This window comes from Pseudomonas lactucae (genome assembly GCF_036688725.1).
GTDB lineage: Bacteria > Pseudomonadota > Gammaproteobacteria > Pseudomonadales > Pseudomonadaceae > Aquipseudomonas > Aquipseudomonas lactucae.
Window position 1 is genome coordinate 24,427 of sequence record NZ_JAQQPT010000015.1, and the last position, 19,194, is coordinate 43,620.

Here is a 19,194-nt window from a genome sequence, read left to right on the forward strand (position 1 = left end):
TACGTGAACAAAACGCAACCGTCACCGCTCACGGCCACCCTGCGCCGCCAGTCCCTTGGGTTGGGGGTGCTGGCGCTGTTGCTGTTTATCGCGGGCAGCTGGCACCAGGCAATCATTGGCTTCGACGCTCGCTTCGTGTTGTTTGCCCAAGAGATGCTGCGCCACGGGCCGGGATTTTTCCCGACCACCTATGGCCAGCCGTACGCTGATTACCTGGCGACCTCGACGCTGATGACCTGGCTGCTGTCGGTGCCGCTGGGCGAGGTCACCAGCCTCACGGCCTGGCTGCCTACCGCCGTGGCATCGGCGACAATCGTGGTGCTGGTGTATCGCCTCACGGCGCCCTACTCCCAGCGCTGGGGCCTGTTGAGCATCGCGATATTGCTGCTCAGCAGCACCTTTATCAGCGAAACCCGTGCCGTGTCCCTGGACCAGATGCTCGCCGCCATCAGCCTGGCGGTGTTTTACCTGGGGTATGCCCATGATCACTTCGGCAAGGGCAAGCGCCTGCATTGGCTGTGCCTGCTGGTGCTCTTCGGGTTTGCGATCCGTGGGCCGATTGGCCTGGTCATTCCCACGGGCATGTTGTGCAGCTATTACCTGATCAACCGGCAGTGGCGCCAACTGTTCAGTTTCGGGCTATTGGCCCTGGCGCTGCTGGCGGCCTGTGTAGGCCTGCTGTTGCTGATGGCCAAGCTCAGCGGCGGTGAAAGCTTCATGCAGGACGTGATCCGCATGCAGTTCCTGGGGCGCATGGATGGCAGCGAAGGCTCCAGCGGCGTGCTGTATTACTTCACCAGCTCCGTGGGCAATTACGCCCTGGCGTACCCCTTGGCGGTGCTGGTGCTGGTGGCCATGGTGGTGAGTGGGCGGCGCGTGCCGGGCCCGGCGCTGCAACTGGTGTGGTACTGCGCGGCCGCGGGGCTGCTGGTGATGGTCGGTCTGTCGATTCCACAGGCCAAGAAAGCGCGTTATGTGCTGCCCATGTTGCCCATGGCGGCCATGATTGCAGCGTATCCGTTCCAGGCCACCCACGGGCGGCTGTTTGCCTGGCTGCGCGGGTTGATGCTGGCGATCTGGACCTTGTTGCCGGCGCTGCTGGTCGTCGGTTTGCTGTTGGCACGCAAGCGCTATCCAGAGCCATTGAGCGACCTTGGCTGGGTGTTCGGCGTGCTCGGTGTCCTGCAGGCATTGACGCTGCTGGCGCTGTTCCTGCCGCGCGCGCGCCCCATGGTACCGGCGTTTGTCGCCGTGCTGGCGGTGTGGGGGACCTATATCGCGGTGGTCGAGCCGTTGGAGCGCGAGGTCTACGACACCCGCACATTCACCCTGCGCGTGCATGAACAGGTGATGCAGCAGCACGCGCCGCTGGTGCTGCATGGCCTGGGTAAAGACGCCAAGGCGATCAAATACATGGTTAACCTGGACTGCGACCGGGTGCCGTTATTCACCCAGCAAGCCACCGACCTCAAACAGCTTCCGGGCCCCGCCTGGCTGGTGATGAGCCAAGCGGACTACGAAGGCTTGCAAGATCCGCGCTTTCGTTCCATTACCCCGACCCTGAGCGGTGAATTCGACAAAAACCCTTATGTGCTGTTGCACTTGCCCGCAACCGTGCAGCCATGATCCACACACGCAGAAAACTCCTACGCATTCAAGCGTAAAGGCTGCTGTCTATTCCCTTTCATACGCGCGAAACGCAGTTGTAAACTCGACGTCCACATGCGGTAAGCATTTACCGCCACTGGCCATGCATGACAGCAAGGACGCCAGGGGCCGTGTCGGTCGTCGCGGTTTACTTCATGAGAGGACAATGCAGTGCCGGATCATGTTTCAGGCAGCCTCCCTGCCCCGTTGGCCCACGATGACCTGCATCAGTGCGCGCCTAAGCTGGACCGACTGATGGCGCTACGTGACGCCCTGGTGGCTTTGAACGGGCCGCTGGCCAGCGACCCCCAACGGCGGGAGAACCTGCGCAAGCGCTTGTTAAGTGCAGAGGTCGATGACCGCGTGCTGGGCAAGCGCTGGACTCGCCCCGACATCCTTCAACCCGTTTGAATCCACTTTTTTTGTATTTAACCTTCACTAATATGCATTGGCGCTGATCAGCGTCCGCACGGCACACTGCGCAGGTTCCTCCCCCAAATGCAGGAACTTTCAAGGACTTTTCCGGGCAACCAGATGAGTCTTTTTTTTGCCCGTCGTTTATGGACTCTTCCTCAATGCTTGCTCGCTGGTTTCCCGCTGCTATCAATACCCGCCCCTCTGAATGGAGCCGCGCCGCCATCGGCATGGCCCTGGGGACGCTGTTCAGTGTCTGGCTGTGTGGTCAGGTGTTTGGCATGGAGGTGGCGCTGCACCTGCTCGGCCCGCTCGGCGCCTCGGCGGTGCTGTTGTTCGCGGTGTCATCCGGTGCACTGGCCCAACCCTGGTCGATCATCGGCAGCTACCTGTGCGCAGGCGTGGTGGCGTTGCTGGTCGCCCGCGTGCTTGGCCGTACGTTGGGCGGTGCCTGCCTGGCGGCGGGCATGGCCGTGGTGCTGATGTGCTGGCTACGCTGCCTGCACCCACCGGCGGGTGGCCTGGCCATGACCCTGGTCCTGGCCGACCCGGCCTCCGCCGCCCTGGGCTGGCATGAGTTGGGCGCCGTATTGCTCGGTGCCGGGGCTTTGTTGACGTGCGCCCTGGCCTATAACAACGCCACGCGCACGCGCTACCCCAAGGGCGCAGCGCCGTCACCGGCAGTCATTCTGAATACCCCGAATGCCGCGCGCGATCCGGAGGTGACCGCCGCGGACCTGAAACTGGCCCTGGCCGAGATGGAACAGTTCTACGACGTGGCGCCCAATGAGCTGGAACAGTTGATCAACACCGCACAAATCCATGCGCGTCGACGCAGCATCGGTGAAGTCCTGGCCAGCCGAGTGCCTTGAGACAGCGCCGGCGCGCTGCATAAATGCAAAAACGACCTGCATGATTCCGGGTTGTACTGGGCAAATTTGCACTGGTACGATCATGAGAGAGTTCGCCCGCGAACATCTTGATAAAGAACAATAAAAGCAGGGAGTTAGAGATGACTGCTCAGGTTCCATCCGAAGCAAGCCGCGCCGATGCCCCTCAGGATGAGGTACTGGCCGACGTGCGAAACCATATCGGCCACCTCACCCTCAACCGCCCCGCTGGCCTGAACGCCATTACCCTTGAAATGGTCCGCCGCCTGACCGCGCAACTGCAGGCCTGGGCGGACGATCCACAGGTGTATGCAGTGGTGTTGCGCGGTGCCGGCGACAGAGCCTTCTGTGCCGGTGGCGACATTCGCTCGCTTTACGACAGTTTCAAAAACGGCGACACCCTGCACGAAGACTTCTTCGTCGAGGAGTACGCCCTGGACCTGGCCATCCACCATTACCGCAAGCCGGTCCTGGCGTTGATGGACGGGTTCGTCCTGGGCGGCGGCATGGGCCTGGCCCAGGGCGCGGATCTGCGCATCGTCACCGAACGCAGCCGCCTGGCGATGCCGGAGGTTGCCATCGGCTATTTTCCGGACGTGGGCGGCAGTTACTTCCTGCCGCGCATACCCGGCGAACTGGGGATTTACCTGGGCGTCACCGGGGTCCAGATACACGCCGCCGATGCCCTCTACTGCGGGCTGGCCGACTGGTTCCTGGACAGCGCCAGGCTTGCGGACCTGGACCAGAAACTCGATCGCCTGCAGTGGCACGACTCCCCGCTCAAAGACTTGCAAGGCGTACTGGCCAAACTGGCCGTGCAACAACTGCCCGACGCGCCTCTGGTGGCATTGCGTCCGGCCATCGATCATTTCTTTGCGCTGCCGGACATCCCGAGCATTGTCGAGCAATTGCAGGAAGTCACCGTTGCCGACAGCCATGAATGGGCCCTGACCACCGCCCACCTGATGCAAACCCGCTCGCCCCTGGCCATGGCCGTGACCCTGCAAATGCTGCGTCGCGGTCGCCGCCTGCCACTGGAGCAGTGCTTCGCGCTGGAATTGCACCTGGACCGCCAATGGTTCGAGCGCGGCGACCTGATCGAGGGTGTCCGAGCGCTGATCATCGATAAAGACAAGCGTCCGCGCTGGAACCCGCCAACGCTTCATGAACTGGCGGCTGCCCGTGTCGAAAGCTTCTTCCAACACTTCGAGCAGGTTGCGAGATAAGTCATGCAAGACATTGAATATACAGAAGAACAAGTAATGATCCGCGACATGGCCCGCGATTTTGCACGGGGTGAAATCGCCCCTCACGCTCAAGCCTGGGAAAAAGCCGGCTGGATCGACGACGCACTGGTGGCGAAGATGGGCGAACTGGGCCTGCTGGGCATGGTTGTGCCGGAAGAATGGGGCGGCACCTACGTCGACTACGTGGCCTATGCCCTGGCCGTGGAAGAAATCTCCGCCGGGGACGGTGCCACCGGTGCACTGATGAGTATCCATAATTCAGTCGGTTGCGGCCCGATCCTCAACTACGGCACACCCGAGCAGAAGCAAACCTGGCTGGCCGACCTTGCCAGCGGTCAGGCGATTGGCTGCTTTTGCCTGACCGAGCCTCAGGCCGGGTCCGAAGCGCATAACTTGCGCACCCGCGCCGAACTGCGTGATGGCCAATGGGTGATCAATGGCGCCAAGCAGTTTGTCAGCAATGGCAAGCGCGCCAAGTTGGCCATTGTCTTCGCGGTGACCGACCCGGCGTTGGGCAAGAAGGGGATTTCCGCGTTTTTGGTGCCCACTGACACCGCCGGGTTTGTCGTCGACCGCACCGAACACAAGATGGGCATTCGCGCCTCGGACACCTGCGCCGTCACCCTCAACCAATGCACGGTGCCCGAAGCCAACCTGCTCGGCGAACGCGGCAAGGGCCTGGCGATAGCGCTGTCCAACCTCGAAGGCGGTCGCATCGGCATCGCGGCCCAAGCCCTGGGTATCGCCCGCGCCGCGTTTGAAGCCGCGCTGGCCTACGCCCGTGACCGGGTGCAGTTCGACAAGGCGATCATCGAGCACCAAAGCGTGGCCAATCTGCTGGCCGACATGCAAACCCGCCTTAATGCCGCACGCCTGCTGATCCTGCACGCGGCGCGCCTGCGCAGTGCCGGCAAGCCTTGCCTTTCGGAAGCCTCCCAGGCCAAGCTGTTTGCCTCGGAAATGGCTGAAAAAGTCTGCTCGTCAGCGATGCAGATTCACGGCGGTTATGGGTACCTGGAGGACTACCCGGTGGAACGTTACTACCGGGATGCGCGGATCACGCAGATATACGAAGGCACCAGCGAGATTCAGCGGATGGTGATTGCCAGAGAGCTCAAGCACTACCAACTCTGACTGACACACCACAAAGCCAATGTGGGAGGGGCGGTGCAACGACGCCCCTCCCACATATGTATCTCAGTGCTTGAAAGGTCGCTTACTCGTCCTTGAACTCCGGCGCCCGCTTGGCCACGAACGCGGCCATGCCTTCCTTCTGATCCTGTGTCGCAAACGCCGCATGGAACACCCGGCGTTCAAAACGCACGCCTTCGGACAGGCTCACTTCAAACGCGCGGTTCACGCTTTCCTTGACCATCATGCTGATCGGCACCGATTTACCGGCAATCAACGTGGCGACCTTCAGCGCCTCGTCCAGCAACTCGTCGGCCGGCACGATGCGCGCCACAATTCCGCAGCGCTCCGCTTCCACCGCATCGATAAAGCGCCCGGTCAGGCACATTTCCATGGCCTTGGCCTTGCCCACCGCGCGGGTCAGGCGCTGAGTGCCGCCCATGCCCGGCAGAACGCCGAGGTTGATTTCCGGCTGGCCGAATTTGGCGCCGTCGCCGGCCAGAATAAAATCGCACATCAGCGCCAGCTCACAGCCGCCGCCCAGGGCAAAACCGTTGACGGCGGCAATGATCGGCTTGCGGCGGTTGGCCACGCGGTCGCTGTCGCTGAACAGGTCGTCGAGGTAGATCTGCGGGTAGGTCAGCTCGGCCATTTCCTTGATGTCGGCACCGGCGGCAAACGCTTTTTTCGAGCCGGTCAGCACGATGCAGCCGATTTGCGGATCAGCTTCCAGGCCGTCCAGCGCCTGGTTCAACTCGCTCACCAACTGCGCGTTCAGCGCGTTGAGGGCTTGCGGACGATTAAGGGTAATCAGCCCGACACGGCCCTGGACTTCGAGCAAGATCGTTTCGTAACTCATCTATCGGCTCCTTAAAGATTGCGTGAAATGACCATGCGTTGGATATCGCTGGTGCCTTCGTAAATCTGGCAGACCCGCACATCGCGGTAGATCCGCTCCAGCGGGAAGTCGCTCAGGTAACCGTAACCACCGAGGGTTTGCAAGGCGGCCGAGCAGACTTTCTCGGCCATTTCCGAGGCAAACAGCTTGGCCATGGAAGCCTCCACCAGCGCCGGCTTGCCGCTGTCGCGCAGGGCCGCGGCGTAATGCACCATCTGCCGGGCCACGGCAATTTGCGTGGCCATGTCGGCCAGGCGAAACGCCACGGCCTGATGTTCGATCAGCGCCTTGCCGAAACTTTCGCGCTCACGGGCATAATCCCGCGCCGCCTCGAAGGCTGCGCGCGCCATGCCCACCGCCTGCGAGGCGATGCCGACGCGCCCCCCTTCAAGGTTGGCCAGGGCAATCCTGTAACCCTCGCCCTCCTCGCCCAACCGGTTGGCCACCGGCACCTTCACGTCTTCAAACAGGATCTGGCAGGTATCCGACGCATGCTGGCCGAGTTTGTCCTCGACCCGCGCCACGCTGTAGCCCGGTGAATCGGTGGGCACGATAAACGCGCTGATCCCGCGCTTGCCGGCGGTCGGGTCGGTGACCGCGAACACAATCACCACGCCGGCGTTTTGCCCCGAGGTGATGAACTGTTTGCAACCGTTGAGCACATAGTGGTCGCCATCAAGGCGCGCACGGGTTTTCAGGCTGCTGGCGTCGGAGCCGGCCTGGGGTTCGGTCAGCGCGAAGGCGCCGAGCATGGCGCCGCTGGCCAGGGGCGTGAGGAATTGTGCTTTCTGTTGGGCGTTACCGAAGGTGAGGATCGGCACACACCCGACCGAGTTGTGCACGCTCATGATGGTCGAGCAGGCGCCGTCACCGGCGGCGATTTCTTCCAGGGCCATGGCGTAGGCCAAGTAACCGGTGTCGCAACCGCCCCACTGTTCCGGCACCAACATGCCGAAAAAGCCCAGCTCGGCCATCTCGCCGATGGCTTCTCTGGGAAAGCGGTGCTCGCGGTCCCACTCGGCGGCGAAGGGTTTCAGACGCTCCTGGGCAAATTGCCGGGCCGCGTCACTGATTTGCAGCTGTTCGTCATTGGGCAGCATGGGGGACAGTCCTTAATACAGGCATTCGACGGCCATGGCCGTGGCTTCACCACCGCCGATGCAGATAGCGGCAACACCGCGCTTGAGGCCTTGCTGGCGCAGGGCCGAGAGCAGGGTCACCAGGATCCGCGCGCCGGAGGCACCGATCGGATGGCCCAACGCACAGGCACCGCCGTGCACATTGACCTTGGCATGGGGGATGTCCAACTTGCTCATGGTCACCAGGCTGACCACGGCGAAGGCTTCGTTGATCTCGAACAGGTCGACGTCAGCCAGGTCCCAGCCGGTCTTGCTCATCAGCTTGCGAATCGCGCCCACCGGCGCCACCGGGAACAGCCCCGGCTCATCGGCAAACGCCGCATGACCGTGGATGACGGCCAACGGTTTGAGCCCACGCTTGCGCGCCTCGGATTCGCGCATCAGCAGCAAGGCCGCCGCACCGTCTGAAATCGAACTGGAGTTGGCCGCCGTCACCGTGCCGCCTTCGCGGAACGCCGGTTTCAGGCTGGCGATCTTGTCCAGCTTGGCCTTGGGCGGCTGCTCGTCATGCAGGATGGTCTTCTGCTCCTTGCCCACGGTGACCTGTACCGGAACGATCTCGGCGGCAAAACTGCCGTGGGTGATCGCTTCCTGGGCGCGGGTCAGGGAGGCGATGGCGAAGGCATCCTGGGCCTCACGCGTAAAACCGTTATGCAGGGCGCAGTCTTCGGCGAAGGTGCCCATCAGGCGGCCCTTGTCGTAGGCGTCTTCCAGGCCATCGAGGAACATGTGGTCGAGCACACGGCCGTGGCCCATGCGGTAGCCGCTGCGTGCGCGGTCCAGCAGGTAGGGCGCGTTGGACATGCTTTCCATGCCGCCGGCGACCACCACCTCGACGCTGCCGGCCAATAGCGAATCATGGGCCAGGATGGCCGCCTCCATGCCGGAACCGCACATTTTGTTGAGCGTGGTGCAGCGCGTGGACTTGTCCAACCCGGCGCCCAATGCCGCTTGGCGGGCCGGCGCCTGGCCGAGACCGGCGGGCAGCACGCAGCCGAACAGCACTTCATCCACCGCATCCGGGGCGATACCGGCACGCTCCACCGCCGCACGAATCGCGGCCGAACCCAACTGCGCGGCAGTCAGGCCCTTGAGGTCGCCCTGGAAGCCGCCCATGGGCGTGCGCACGGCACTGACGATAACGATAGGATCGTTCATGACTACTCCTCCTTACTTGGCTGCCATGCGCAAGGCACCGTCGAGACGGATCACCTCACCGTTGAGCATGCTGTTTTCAATAATGTGCCGCACCAGCGCGGCGTATTCGGCCGGTTTGCCCAGGCGTGGTGGGAATGGCACGCCGGCGGCCAGGGAGTCGCGCACTTCTGGCGTCATGCCGGCCATCATCGGGGTTTCGAAGATGCCGGGAGCGATGGTCATCACGCGTATGCCAAAGCGCGCCAACTCGCGGGCGGCTGGCAGTGTAAGGCTGGCGATCGCGCCTTTGGAGGCCGCATACGCCGCCTGGCCGATCTGGCCGTCGAACGCCGCCACCGAGGCGGTGTTGATGATCACACCGCGCTCGCCATCGGCATTGGCGTCGGTTTCAGCGATGGCCGCCGCCGCCAGGCGCAACAGGTTGAAACTGCCGATCAGGTTGACGTTGATCACCTGGGCAAAGCTCTCCAGCCCGTGGGGACCGTTCTTGCCGAGGATTTTCTCGCCGCGCACCACACCCGCGCAGTTGACCAGCCCGTGCAAGCCACCAAAGGCTTGCACGGTGGCTTGCACGGCGGCTTCGGCAGCGGCCTGCTGGCTGATATCGGCCACGGCGCTGCGGGCGTTATCCCCCAGTTGCTTGGCCTGGGCCGCCACCGCGTCGGCGTTCAGATCCACCAACATCACCTTGGCGCCCGCCGCGATGAGCATCTGGGCCGTGGCCGCCCCGAGGCCCGAAGCGCCGCCGCTGACCAGAAAAACCTTGTTTTCAATCTGCATCATTGTTTCCTTGTTCGATGGACCCGGTAACGAGCGTATGGGCCGAATAGTCGCTTCAGCGTTGCGCAGCGACAATGGTCAAAGCCTTCAACATGGCTGACCGTTTTGGCCAATCCCCATTGATCTTAGCCCGTACCGATCCTGCGGCCGGTTCAAGCAACTGAGCGGATGCGTGTTTGACACCTGCCTTGGTCTGACCGAAGCTGACGACTTTGCCTACGCTGCCCGAGCTTTTGGACACCCGCATGTCAAAGTCACGCCGTTCTGCCCTTGTCGGCCTCTGCGCCTTGTTGTCGATTGTGCTGATCACCTGGTACGTCACCCGCTCCACCCCGGTGGCTGTAACACCCGCCATTGCCCATGGTTACGCCAAAGCCCTGAAGCAGGCGCGTAACGGCGAGCCTGGCGCCGCACGTGTGCTGTATCAGCAACTGGGCCGGCCGGACTTGTCCGATGAACGCCGGGTCGCCTTGCATGCCGAACTGCCTAACTACCCCAGCCCGCAAGCCTTGAAACTGGCCGATAAGGACCTGTCCAACGCCTCCCCCCTGGTCCGAGAAGCGGCGATCCACAGCATTGTCGGCCTGGTGCCCACCGGCCAGCGCACACTGTTGCTCGGCCCGGTGCTGGATGATCCCGAACAACCTGTGCGGTTTGCGGCGGCCAACGCCTTGCTCGGCCTGTCGCCGGACACCCTGGGCCTTTATTTCGGACCGTTGCAGCAGGTGCTGGATGAATTTGTGAAAACACTCAAGGCCGAGCCCGAAACCGCCGAAAGCTGGATTCAACTGGCACGCCTCTACATCCACAGCGCCCTGCTGCCCGAGGCGCAACACGCGCTGGAACAAGCCATGCGCCTGCAACCGGAAAACCTGCGCGCGGTGGTCGCACAGATCGAGCTGCTGGATAAACAAGGCAAGAGCGACGAGTCGCGGCAACTGCTGGCCCGGCAACTGGCGGCGCACCCGGAATCGGCTTATCTGCAACACGCCCTGGGCCTGTGGTTGCTGCACCACGGCGAGCGGCCTTATGCCCTGCTGGGCCTGTCCAAGGCGGTGGAGCTGGAACCGGATAATCAGGATTACCGTTACGACCTGGCCACCACCCTGCATGACCAGCAGGAACTGGAAGCTGCCCAGCGTCAGCTGGAAGAAATCGTGCAGCGCCACCCGGCCAATCGCAAGGCGCGCGTGCTGCTGATCAACTACTGGAAAGAAGGCGGCCAGTTACAGAATGTGCAGGTGCTGCTGGCGCAGCTGGAACAACAGAACCCGGACGACCCGGCTCTGCAACAGGGGCTGTGAGGCGCGCTGCAACTTATTGAAAAAACTCCTGACGGTCCACAAATTGAAGCTTTTGGTTGAACGGCTGCAAAGTGCCATGGTCAAGTGAACATGGCATGTCGTCAGCGGCATGCACCTCTATTTGTCTGTGACTCGAGGGCACTACTTGTCTACATCCACAGAGCAACTCAGCGAAAAAGCGGCCATCGGTATCGAAGGCCTGGATGACATCCTCCGCGGAGGCCTGTCGCGCAGCCACCTGTTTCTGTTGGAAGGTGAGCCCGGCACAGGTAAGACCACCGTGGCACTGCACTTCCTGCAGGCCGGCGCAAAAGACGGCGAACGTAGCCTGTACATCACCCTGTCCGAGACCGAGCGGGAATTGCGCCAAGGTGCCGAGTCCCATGGCTGGAACCTGGACGACAACATCCACATCTTCGAACTGACACCGCCGGAAAGCCTGCTCAATGCCGAGCACCAGCAGAGCCTGTTGTACTCCTCCGACCTGGAACTGGGTGAAGCGACGCGGCAGATCTTCGAAGTGGTCGAGCGGGTCAAACCCACCCGCGTCGTCATCGACAGCCTTTCGGAAATCCGCCTGCTGGCGCAAAGCTCCCTGCGCTACCGAAGGCAGATCCTGGCGATCAAGCACTATTTTGTACGTTATGACGCCACGGTCTTGCTGTTGGACGACCTGACCACCGAGTCCCTCGACAAAACCGTGCACAGCGTGGCCCACGGGGTGATTCGCCTGGAAGAGTTGACCCCCAACTACGGCGCTGAACGCCGCCGGGTACGTATCGTGAAATACCGTGGCCAGAAATACCGTGGCGGCTTTCACGACTTCACCATCATGCAGGACGGTATCCATGTGTTCCCACGCCTGGTCGCGGCCGAACATCGCGGTGGCTATATACGCCAGACCCTGAGCAGCGGCATCGCCGAGATGGATGCCTTGATGGGCGGTGGCGTCGAGACCGGCTCCAGCAGCCTGATCCTCGGCCCCGCCGGTACCGGCAAATCGCTGATCTCGATGATCTTTGCCGCCGCCGCCGTGGCACGCGGCGAGAAGGCCGCACTGTTCATCTTCGACGAAGAGTTGGGCCTGCTGTTCGAACGCATGCGCAACATGGGCATCGACCTCGCGGCCCTGCAGGCCACCGGCAACCTGCTGATCGAACAGGTGGACGCCGCCGAGCTGTCCCCTGGCGAGTTTTCCCACCGCGTAAGGCGTTGCGTCGACGAGGGCGGGATCAAGACCGTGATCATCGACAGCATCAACGGTTACCAGGCGGCCATGCCGGAGGAAAACGCGCTGATCCTGCACATGCACGAGTTGCTGCTGTACCTCAACCGTCGTGGCGCGGCGACGTTCATGACCGTCGCCCAGCACGGGCTGGTCGGCGACATGCAGACCCCGGTCGACATTACCTACCTGGCCGACACGGTGATCCTGCTGCGCTACTTCGAGGCGCTGGGCAAAGTCCGTCGGGCCATTTCGATTATCAAGAAACGCACCGGCTCCCACGAATCGACGATTCGCGAATATCGCATCAGCGGCAATGGCTTGACCGTGGGCGAGCCGCTGGACAACTTCCAGGGCGTATTGCGCGGCATTCCTATCTACATGGGCGCCGGTTCGCCCCTGCTCAAGGATGAGGGATAGTGCCGCACCTGACTGCCTTCTCCGAGCGCGCGATCATCCTGGCCCCGCTGGGACGTGACGGCGCACTGGCGCTGATGATGCTCAAAGAGGCCGGCTACAGCGGCATGGTCGCCACCAGCCTGCCGATGCTGTGCGAGGCGCTCGAACAGGGCGCGGGCCTGTTGATCATCGCGGCCGAAGCCTTGCGCGGGGTCGACCTGGAACCGCTGCTGGAGTACTTGCACCAGCAACCGGCCTGGTCGGACATGCCGATCGTGCTGATGACCCATCACGGCGGCAACGAACAGAACGGCGCGTCGCACCTGAGTGGTTTGTTGGGCAACGTCACCTTCCTGGAGCGCCCCTTCCATCCCGTCACCCTGATCAGCCTGGTCAGCGCGGCCTTGCGCGGCCGGCGTCGCCAGTACGAAGCCCGTGACCGCCTGATCGACTTGAGCGAAAGCGAACTGCGTCTGCAACGCACCCTGGAAACCCTGGAGCAGCAGGTCGAGGAGCGCACGGCGCAACTGCGCAGCAATGAAGAAGCGCTGCGCCAGTCGCAGAAAATGGAAGCCGTGGGCCAATTGACCGGCGGTATTGCCCACGACTTCAACAACATGCTCACCGGCATCATCGGCAGCCTCGAGTTGCTGCGCAGGCGTGTGGCACGCGGCAAGCTGGACGACCTGGACAGCCTGATCGACCTGGGGGTCACCTCCGCCAACCGCGCGGCCGGGCTCACCCACCGCCTGCTCGCCTTTTCGCGTCGGCAATCGCTGGACTCCAAACCGGTCAATATCAATGAACTGGTGGTGTCCATGGGCGCCTTGCTGCAACGCAGCATTAACGAGAGCATCACCCTGCAGATGCGCTTCGACGATGACCTGTGGACCGCCGAAGCCGACCCCAACCAACTGGAAAGCGCTCTGCTCAACCTGGTACTCAATGCCCGGGACGCAATGCCCAACGGCGGCAAACTGGTGGTGGAAACCACCAACCGCCACTTGGACTCTGTGTTTACCGCCGCCTATGGCACCCTCGCGCCGGGCGATTACGTGGAGCTGAGCATCAGCGACAACGGCTGCGGCATCCCCGAGAGCGTGATCAATCGCGTGTTCGATCCGTTTTTCACCACCAAGCCGATCGGCCAGGGCACGGGCCTTGGGTTATCGATGATCTACGGGTTCGCCCGCCAGTCACACGGCCACGTCACCCTGCACAGTGAAGTCGGCAAAGGCACCACCGTCAGCCTGTTCCTGCCGCGGTATATCGGCGAAATGGCCAAGGTCGAGCCCACCAACGCGGCGTTGCTGCCATTTGCCAATGCCGGCGAAACCGTGTTGATCGTCGAAGACGACCCCGCCGTGCGCGTGCTGGTCTGCGCGGTGCTCAAGGAACTGGGCTACGCCTATGTCGAAGCCGGCGACGCCAACGCCGCCGTGCCGATCATCGAATCCGAACAACGCATCGACCTGCTGATCAGCGATGTCGGCCTGCCGGGCATGAACGGCCGGCAACTGGCGGAAATCGGCCGGCAAATTCGTCCCGAGCTGAGAGTGTTGTTCATTACCGGTTATGCCGAACATGCCGCCGTGCGTGGCGGGTTCCTGGAGCCTGGGATGCAGTTGATCACCAAGCCGTTTACGTTTGATCTGTTGACGGCGAAGGTGCGGGAGATGATCAAGCAGTAACGTGCTTAAAGAGCCGGAGAACTGATTTGAAACGATTGGAGATAGCCTGATCCGTAAGAGATAGGAACCGGGTGTTGTAATCCAGGCACATAGGGGCAAACCCTGCTGGATTCATATCGGTGGGACTGTCGCCCTCTCGCCTGGTTATTCCGATGCCGCCAATCTCCGACGTCAGTCATTTGCCTCAAACGCCTCGTTCGATCCCTCCCCTGTATCAAGCGCCCGCGTCGCGGCTGTCATCGGCGGCCGGCACGTCACCGCAGACACCGCGCGAAAAAGGTGACAGCGAACTCGCTCAACTGTATGAAAATCGCCTCCGGGAAAACGACAACAGCACACACACCTCACACATCGGTGGCTTACGCCTCGAGCGTATTCCAGCGTCGTCAACATTCGGGCAATGGCGCCAACACTTGCAGAAACTGCTGCAGATGCCTGATTTCGTCAATTGGGCAAACGAACACCACGTAGACCTTTCCAAGCCCCTGACGATTTTTCCGCCGCGTGGTGTGACGCCGGCCCGGATTGCCTGCGTATTGAAAAGCGATGGCAAGGCAGGGTCCAGTATGCCCTCGATTCGGCAATTCCCTGCCTTCCCACGTTCATGGCCCCTGATTACGCAGGCGGCCACGGTGCTGGCTAACGGGCAGTTAATGGTACAGCTGGAAAAGGATGGCTCGGCCAGGATGAGCGACGTGGCACGGTTTTATGGCGAACGCCTGCCACAGACCCAGAAGCAATTGCATAAGCGGGTCGAGGAATTGCAGATGAGTGGGGTACTGGGTACCGGGGTCCTTGATAACGAACAGATACGCATGCGCTCGGACGATGCCCTCGATTACGAACAACAGAAACTGGGCGATATCCAGAATCGCCACCGATTCAATGACGTGCTGAAAAACCAGTTTCTGACGCGCTATGTCCCGCAGCTCCTGGAGGTTGAGGAACTCGCTAAGCTGCCTTCCACCGACAAACGTTATCTGAGCCCGGACCGGCTAGAAGTTCGTCACAAAGAAATCATCGAGCAGTGTCTGGAGGCAACCTCCATGCCTGTTGCCGAGCAATCCGGATATGCGCGGACTCAGGGCCTGGCAACGGATGAGCGGGTCAGCCTGAAGCGCTATATCGAAGATAATGGTTGGTTGATGCCCACTAACAAGAACGAGCTTGGGTGTTTGTTTGACAGCAACATGGGGTCGGTTCCTGTGAGACCCGCCCACGGCGACTTCGGTGGTGCACTGTCCTGGCCAATGCCTGCGAGCGATCAAGACCTGCGCGGGGCTTATTACCACCCGATTCAGTCGATTGGCGCTGTTGCGGAGCATGGCCTGTTCAAGCTGCTCACACAACGATTCGACTGGAATGAAGCCACGCTGGCTCATCCTCGTGCGTTTATCGAGCAATTGCTTGAATCGCCCATCGCCAAGGAAGTGGGGACAGAGCTGAATGCCAAATACGGCGGCGCCTCCAGCGCATCCAGTGTTTCAGACTGGGCGCTCACGGCGCTTCAGGTTTCTCTGGATAAAGAGACGCTGCTTGATCAATCGCAAACATCCAAGCGAACCCGCGTGGCCGGTTTCGACTTGGCCGACTCCAGGCACGTCACACAACACCCGTCACAGGTGGTGCAAGCGCTGGCGGCACATCTTCACGCTCAGGGCAAAACCACCGCGCCGTTAGCGCCCATCGCCGCGCATCTGCTGTTATCGCGTTGTGCTCCGGCCTATCTCGTCAAGGACATTCCCCCCGGTGTCACCTATGGCTCCCACACTTGGCTCAGCCTTGAAGTCGCCGTAGCCCGCCTTGAGGCCAAGGCGCCAGGCTCAACCGGCCTGATGACTTATGCGCAAGTGATGAAGCAAACGCAGGTCGCCCCCATTTCCGCCGATGAGCAAGCCGTGGAGTTTACGGCTCAACACGCCGCACTGAAGGACTGGGCAGTCGCCAACGGCGTCATTGCGCGCAGGCCTGACGACGAGTACACGCAGGCCCAGATGCAGACGGTACGCAACGCCTTCAACGAGCAACTGGATGCGCTCAAGAACGCTTCCGCGGCCTATGCCAGCACTATGCCCACGCGCCGGGAAATAGCCCTTGATGAACTCGAGCGTGCCTACGGCAAGGGGATTGCCTTCGAGGAAAAATGCCTGACGTCCTCTTTGCCCAACCGTGATTATCCTGGCCCTTACTCCTTGCTCGACATTTATTTGTCCCAGGACCACGAGCACAAGATCGGGCATGAATGGCGCTCTTCCAACCCCGCCATTCAGATTGACATGACACGAGGTGTCTATAACTTACCGGACCCCACCGAGAAGTTTAACCAGGCATTTGCTGCTTATGTCGACGCGATGAAGAAAGCCATCGCCACCCAGACCAGGCACTTGATCGCGAGCTTACCGCTGGACGATCGTCGCCACATCGAGTTCGGCAAGCTGACCCTGGGCCCTAAGTTCTCGCCCTCCCAAACCCCGTTCGGTCCAGGCAAAAAGACGCGCGTTCCGAACGAACATACTGTGTTGCTTGAGACCGTGCATAAGGGCGAGACACGCTTCTACGAACTTAATCTGAAGGACAGCACCCTTCGGCGGACAGACACATCCCCGCCGACGTTGGGCGATATATCGGACAGCGCAGGCAAGCGAATTTTCCCGCACGCCGACCGCCTCCTTGAAAGCCCCGCCAAACCCGACACCCATGGTCTATTCCAAAGTTTTGGCAGTGAACGAACCACATTGATAGCCGATGCCATGGTGGCCGATGCCAATATCCAGCGTCACGAAGCCGACGCCCGCGGGCAGACGATCTTCGAGACCGAAGTGCCGTTTTACAAGAAGGGACGGGAGTTTTTATTGAACCTGATCCCATTGCGTTCGGCGATCAAGAGTTTTCGCGAGGGCGATGTGGCTGGCGGCATTATCGACTTATCGATGGACATTTTTGGGTTCATGGTCGGGGCCGGAGCAGCGGCCAAGGGTGCCCGGTTACTGCGCGGTGGCTCCAGGTTGAGTCAGGGCGTGAGTATTATCGGGCGTGCTGCGATAGGTGCGTTGAACCCATTGGATGGCGTTGGCAACCTGGTCTTGAACGGGGTAAAGGGGATTCACAAAGGAGGATTGAAAGCCGTCAGGACACTGCAGGGCAGCGCCGATGGTTACGATTTGATTGACGCGAGCCGGCGTTTTGATGCCAGTGCAATGGGCACGTTCAAACACCTGGATACCGTCGCTGAAGGCCCCGCAGTACTTAAAGACGGCAAGTGGTACGCCTTTGACACGCTGAGCAAACAGCCATACGGCAAGGCGCTGGATGAGTTTCAACCCTTGATCAGGGCCAACGGGCAGATGCTGGATGCGCACAAGTCTGCCGCTGCAATCCCCGCTGGCAGTAGTGAGAATTGGGTGAACTGGGTGGAAGCGAAGAAAAACGGTCCGCACGGTACACAGTTCGATCAGGGATATGCCGAGGGTGATCCGCTCAGCGTTGCCGGCTACCGAGCAGAAATGAAAGCCGACGAGGTCATGGGGCTTGCACGCTCCGGCGCTCTGACGCCGGCCGAGATCGGCATCTTGGTCCGGCAGCGGGAGCGGCTCGCGGTGCAGCACAGTTTCAGGGGGGTCAACAGGTTTTACGAACACATGAGCGCCGCCAATGGTACGTTCACTCCGATCCCCCAACTGTTCTATCTCAGCCAAACCAACCCCCTGAGTAAAGGGCAATGTGCGGCCCTGTCACGTGTGATGGCTAACGCCACAGCGCAAGGGAAGGAAACCCAATTCATTGCAAATCTCTTTACGGCGGCAGCCAACCCCGTGGAATCGAGACAGTTCGTTGAGCACTTGACCACCATTCAAAAGCAGTTGGAGACACCCACTCAATTTCATGCAGCCATGCCGGTACGCAAAATGGGCCATGCACAATTGGTGGACGAGCTGGTAGATGCCAAAGGTCCAAAAACCTTGATGATTGGCACGGCTGACCACGCAATGATGGCCGGAACCAACGGTGAAGGCCCTGCGAAGCGCTTCTTCTTCTACGATCCCAATTACGGTCTGAGTGAATTTCGCAGTGCTGACGCCATGAAAATGGGCCTAGAGAAACTGTTCACCGATAAGCGCCTGCCCGTACCTTATAAGACTGCGGGAACGGATCCGACCAAGCTGGAGTTCAATGTGAGTACTCACAACGACTCATGGAGCAAAATCAATCATATTTCTGATTCGTCAGTCCAGGCGCTGATTGACAAAACCATCGCCAAGCAAACTTCCAAGCTTGCACCTGACCATAGCGTTCCCGCAAAACCACAAACGGTCGAAGTGTTCGTTGCTGAGTCAAAAACCCTGCAAGACCAAACGAGTATTCTCAAAACCGATGGTCTGAGTGACTGTTCAGCACTTATCGTATTAACGGATCTGAAAGACGGCATCTACCAGAAACGCACCCTTATTCACTTGAACGGTAGCAACCTGGACGCGCCCGTAGACCGGTCGAGCAACGCCTTCGAGCTGATCCGGCAATTGGATGAGTCGTTGAAGAGTGGCGGCAAGGTGATTTTCGTCGGTGGTACGGCAACCCGTTCCGCAGTGGGCGTGGGCAGCGTATTGGGCCAAGCGAACAGCCAAGGCGGTAAACCACTGCTGGCGCTGATGCAGAAAAAGGATGTGTCTGTAACCTATGCCAGTTCCGTCGGGGTCGAGGTCTATCCCGACGGCCGCTTCAAACTGCGCGATGATGATGGAGCGGGCGTATTCGACAACAACAAGATCAAGGACATCCTTGACTGGGCGCGAGACTGACGCCTGGCGCCGCCAGGGAAGGCACATGCAACGCGGCTGATCACGCCAGCAGTCGCTGGATATGCTCCTGCAACGTATCCAGATCAAACGGCTTGCCCAGGATCGGCGCGTTGCGCGTGATCGGGCTGTTGCAGTCGAGGATTTCCTGTGGGTAACCACTGATGAAGATGACTTTGAGTTCCGGCCGCAACTTGAGTGCCGGCTCGGCGATCTGCACCCCGGAAATTCCGCCGGGCAGGCGATAGTCAGTGACCATCAGGTCCAGGTGCGGTTTGGTGGCGAGGATTTCGAACGCCTGCTCTCCATTGATGGCCTTCAACACGCGATATCCCAGGCCCGCCAGGTATTCACCCAACACAAACATAATGGATTCGTCGTCCTCGACGATCAGTACGACATCTTGTGCATCTTCACTCATGGGAAGCCTTTGTTATCCGGTCAATTGCTGCATGTACGACCATGGGGTCACACAGAG

14 protein-coding genes are annotated in these 19,194 nt (G+C 61.0%); 9 read left to right on the forward strand and 5 right to left on the reverse strand.

Annotation, left to right across the window (positions count from 1 at the left end; translation table 11 throughout):
* Window positions 1–3 precede the first annotated feature (3 nt).
* The 5 genes from V6M90_RS18030 (at window position 4) to V6M90_RS18050 (ending at window position 5,332) form a co-directional block, all read left to right on the forward strand.
* Window positions 4–1,626: an ArnT family glycosyltransferase gene (locus tag V6M90_RS18030; RefSeq protein ID WP_332846899.1), complete on the forward strand. Its 1,623-nt coding sequence runs from the start codon at window positions 4–6 to the stop codon at window positions 1,624–1,626.
* Between the two features lie 276 nt (window positions 1,627–1,902).
* Entirely contained in the window at window positions 1,903–2,058 is a 156-nt protein-coding gene (locus V6M90_RS18035; RefSeq protein WP_181408603.1) for a hypothetical protein, read from the forward strand.
* A gap of 164 nt (window positions 2,059–2,222) precedes the next feature.
* Entirely contained in the window at window positions 2,223–2,933 is a 711-nt protein-coding gene (locus tag V6M90_RS18040; protein WP_042944665.1) for an HPP family protein, read from the forward strand.
* A gap of 140 nt (window positions 2,934–3,073) precedes the next feature.
* Window positions 3,074–4,177 (forward strand): enoyl-CoA hydratase/isomerase family protein, encoded by a 1,104-nt coding sequence (locus tag V6M90_RS18045; RefSeq protein WP_003173875.1) that lies wholly within the window; start codon window positions 3,074–3,076, stop codon window positions 4,175–4,177.
* 3 nt (window positions 4,178–4,180) lie between these two features.
* Complete coding sequence (locus V6M90_RS18050) at window positions 4,181–5,332, forward strand: acyl-CoA dehydrogenase family protein (RefSeq protein WP_003173874.1); 1,152 nt, start codon at window positions 4,181–4,183, stop codon at window positions 5,330–5,332.
* Between the two features lie 82 nt (window positions 5,333–5,414).
* On the opposite strand, the gene V6M90_RS18055 is transcribed toward V6M90_RS18050, so the two are convergent.
* The 4 genes from V6M90_RS18055 to V6M90_RS18070 are packed head-to-tail and all read right to left on the reverse strand — an operon-like array spanning window position 5,415 to window position 9,304.
* Window positions 5,415–6,188: an enoyl-CoA hydratase gene (locus tag V6M90_RS18055; RefSeq protein ID WP_003173873.1), complete on the reverse strand. Its 774-nt coding sequence runs from the start codon at window positions 6,186–6,188 to the stop codon at window positions 5,415–5,417.
* Between the two features lie 11 nt (window positions 6,189–6,199).
* Window positions 6,200–7,327: an acyl-CoA dehydrogenase gene (locus V6M90_RS18060; RefSeq protein ID WP_003173872.1), complete on the reverse strand. Its 1,128-nt coding sequence runs from the start codon at window positions 7,325–7,327 to the stop codon at window positions 6,200–6,202.
* 12 nt (window positions 7,328–7,339) lie between these two features.
* On the reverse strand, window positions 7,340–8,524 hold the full coding sequence (locus V6M90_RS18065) for an acetyl-CoA C-acyltransferase (protein WP_332846900.1): 1,185 nt from the start codon (window positions 8,522–8,524) through the stop codon (window positions 7,340–7,342).
* A gap of 12 nt (window positions 8,525–8,536) precedes the next feature.
* Window positions 8,537–9,304 carry an SDR family NAD(P)-dependent oxidoreductase gene (locus tag V6M90_RS18070; protein ID WP_305427104.1) on the reverse strand — a complete coding sequence of 256 codons (768 nt, stop codon included), beginning with the start codon at window positions 9,302–9,304 and terminating at the stop codon, window positions 8,537–8,539.
* Between the two features lie 245 nt (window positions 9,305–9,549).
* On the opposite strand from V6M90_RS18070, the gene V6M90_RS18075 reads away from it, so the two are divergent.
* From V6M90_RS18075 to V6M90_RS18090, 4 genes are all read left to right on the forward strand, one after another.
* On the forward strand, window positions 9,550–10,608 hold the full coding sequence (locus tag V6M90_RS18075) for a tetratricopeptide repeat protein (RefSeq protein WP_332846901.1): 1,059 nt from the start codon (window positions 9,550–9,552) through the stop codon (window positions 10,606–10,608).
* A gap of 145 nt (window positions 10,609–10,753) precedes the next feature.
* On the forward strand, window positions 10,754–12,253 hold the full coding sequence (locus V6M90_RS18080; protein WP_042944663.1) for an ATPase domain-containing protein: 1,500 nt from the start codon (window positions 10,754–10,756) through the stop codon (window positions 12,251–12,253).
* A 74-nt stretch (window positions 12,254–12,327) separates the two neighbouring features.
* Window positions 12,328–13,923: an ATP-binding protein gene (locus V6M90_RS18085; protein ID WP_370694853.1), complete on the forward strand. Its 1,596-nt coding sequence runs from the start codon at window positions 12,328–12,330 to the stop codon at window positions 13,921–13,923.
* Between the two features lie 413 nt (window positions 13,924–14,336).
* Window positions 14,337–18,719: a hypothetical protein gene (locus tag V6M90_RS18090; protein WP_332846902.1), complete on the forward strand. Its 4,383-nt coding sequence runs from the start codon at window positions 14,337–14,339 to the stop codon at window positions 18,717–18,719.
* A 40-nt stretch (window positions 18,720–18,759) separates the two neighbouring features.
* Here V6M90_RS18090 and V6M90_RS18095 read toward each other — a convergent pair whose 3' ends face one another.
* Complete coding sequence (locus V6M90_RS18095) at window positions 18,760–19,137, reverse strand: response regulator (RefSeq protein WP_078824620.1); 378 nt, start codon at window positions 19,135–19,137, stop codon at window positions 18,760–18,762.
* Window positions 19,138–19,194: the final 57 nt, after the last annotated feature.

What these genes read in the sequence shown, in the direction of transcription:
- V6M90_RS18050 (WP_003173874.1), top strand. Translation starts at nt 4,181, where the DNA reads ATGCAAGACATTGAATATACAGAAGAACAAGTAATGATCCGCGACATG.
- V6M90_RS18035 (WP_181408603.1), top strand. Translation starts at nt 1,903, where the DNA reads ATGGCGCTACGTGACGCCCTGGTGGCTTTGAACGGGCCGCTGGCCAGC.
- V6M90_RS18075 (WP_332846901.1), top strand. Translation starts at nt 9,550, where the DNA reads ATGTCAAAGTCACGCCGTTCTGCCCTTGTCGGCCTCTGCGCCTTGTTG.
- V6M90_RS18055 (WP_003173873.1), bottom strand. Translation starts at nt 6,188, where the DNA reads ATGAGTTACGAAACGATCTTGCTCGAAGTCCAGGGCCGTGTCGGGCTG.
- V6M90_RS18065 (WP_332846900.1), bottom strand. Translation starts at nt 8,524, where the DNA reads ATGAACGATCCTATCGTTATCGTCAGTGCCGTGCGCACGCCCATGGGC.
- V6M90_RS18095 (WP_078824620.1), bottom strand. Translation starts at nt 19,137, where the DNA reads ATGAGTGAAGATGCACAAGATGTCGTACTGATCGTCGAGGACGACGAA.
- V6M90_RS18045 (WP_003173875.1), top strand. Translation starts at nt 3,074, where the DNA reads ATGACTGCTCAGGTTCCATCCGAAGCAAGCCGCGCCGATGCCCCTCAG.
- V6M90_RS18070 (WP_305427104.1), bottom strand. Translation starts at nt 9,304, where the DNA reads ATGCAGATTGAAAACAAGGTTTTTCTGGTCAGCGGCGGCGCTTCGGGC.
- V6M90_RS18060 (WP_003173872.1), bottom strand. Translation starts at nt 7,327, where the DNA reads ATGCTGCCCAATGACGAACAGCTGCAAATCAGTGACGCGGCCCGGCAA.
- V6M90_RS18040 (WP_042944665.1), top strand. Translation starts at nt 2,223, where the DNA reads ATGCTTGCTCGCTGGTTTCCCGCTGCTATCAATACCCGCCCCTCTGAA.
- V6M90_RS18085 (WP_370694853.1), top strand. Translation starts at nt 12,328, where the DNA reads ATGATGCTCAAAGAGGCCGGCTACAGCGGCATGGTCGCCACCAGCCTG.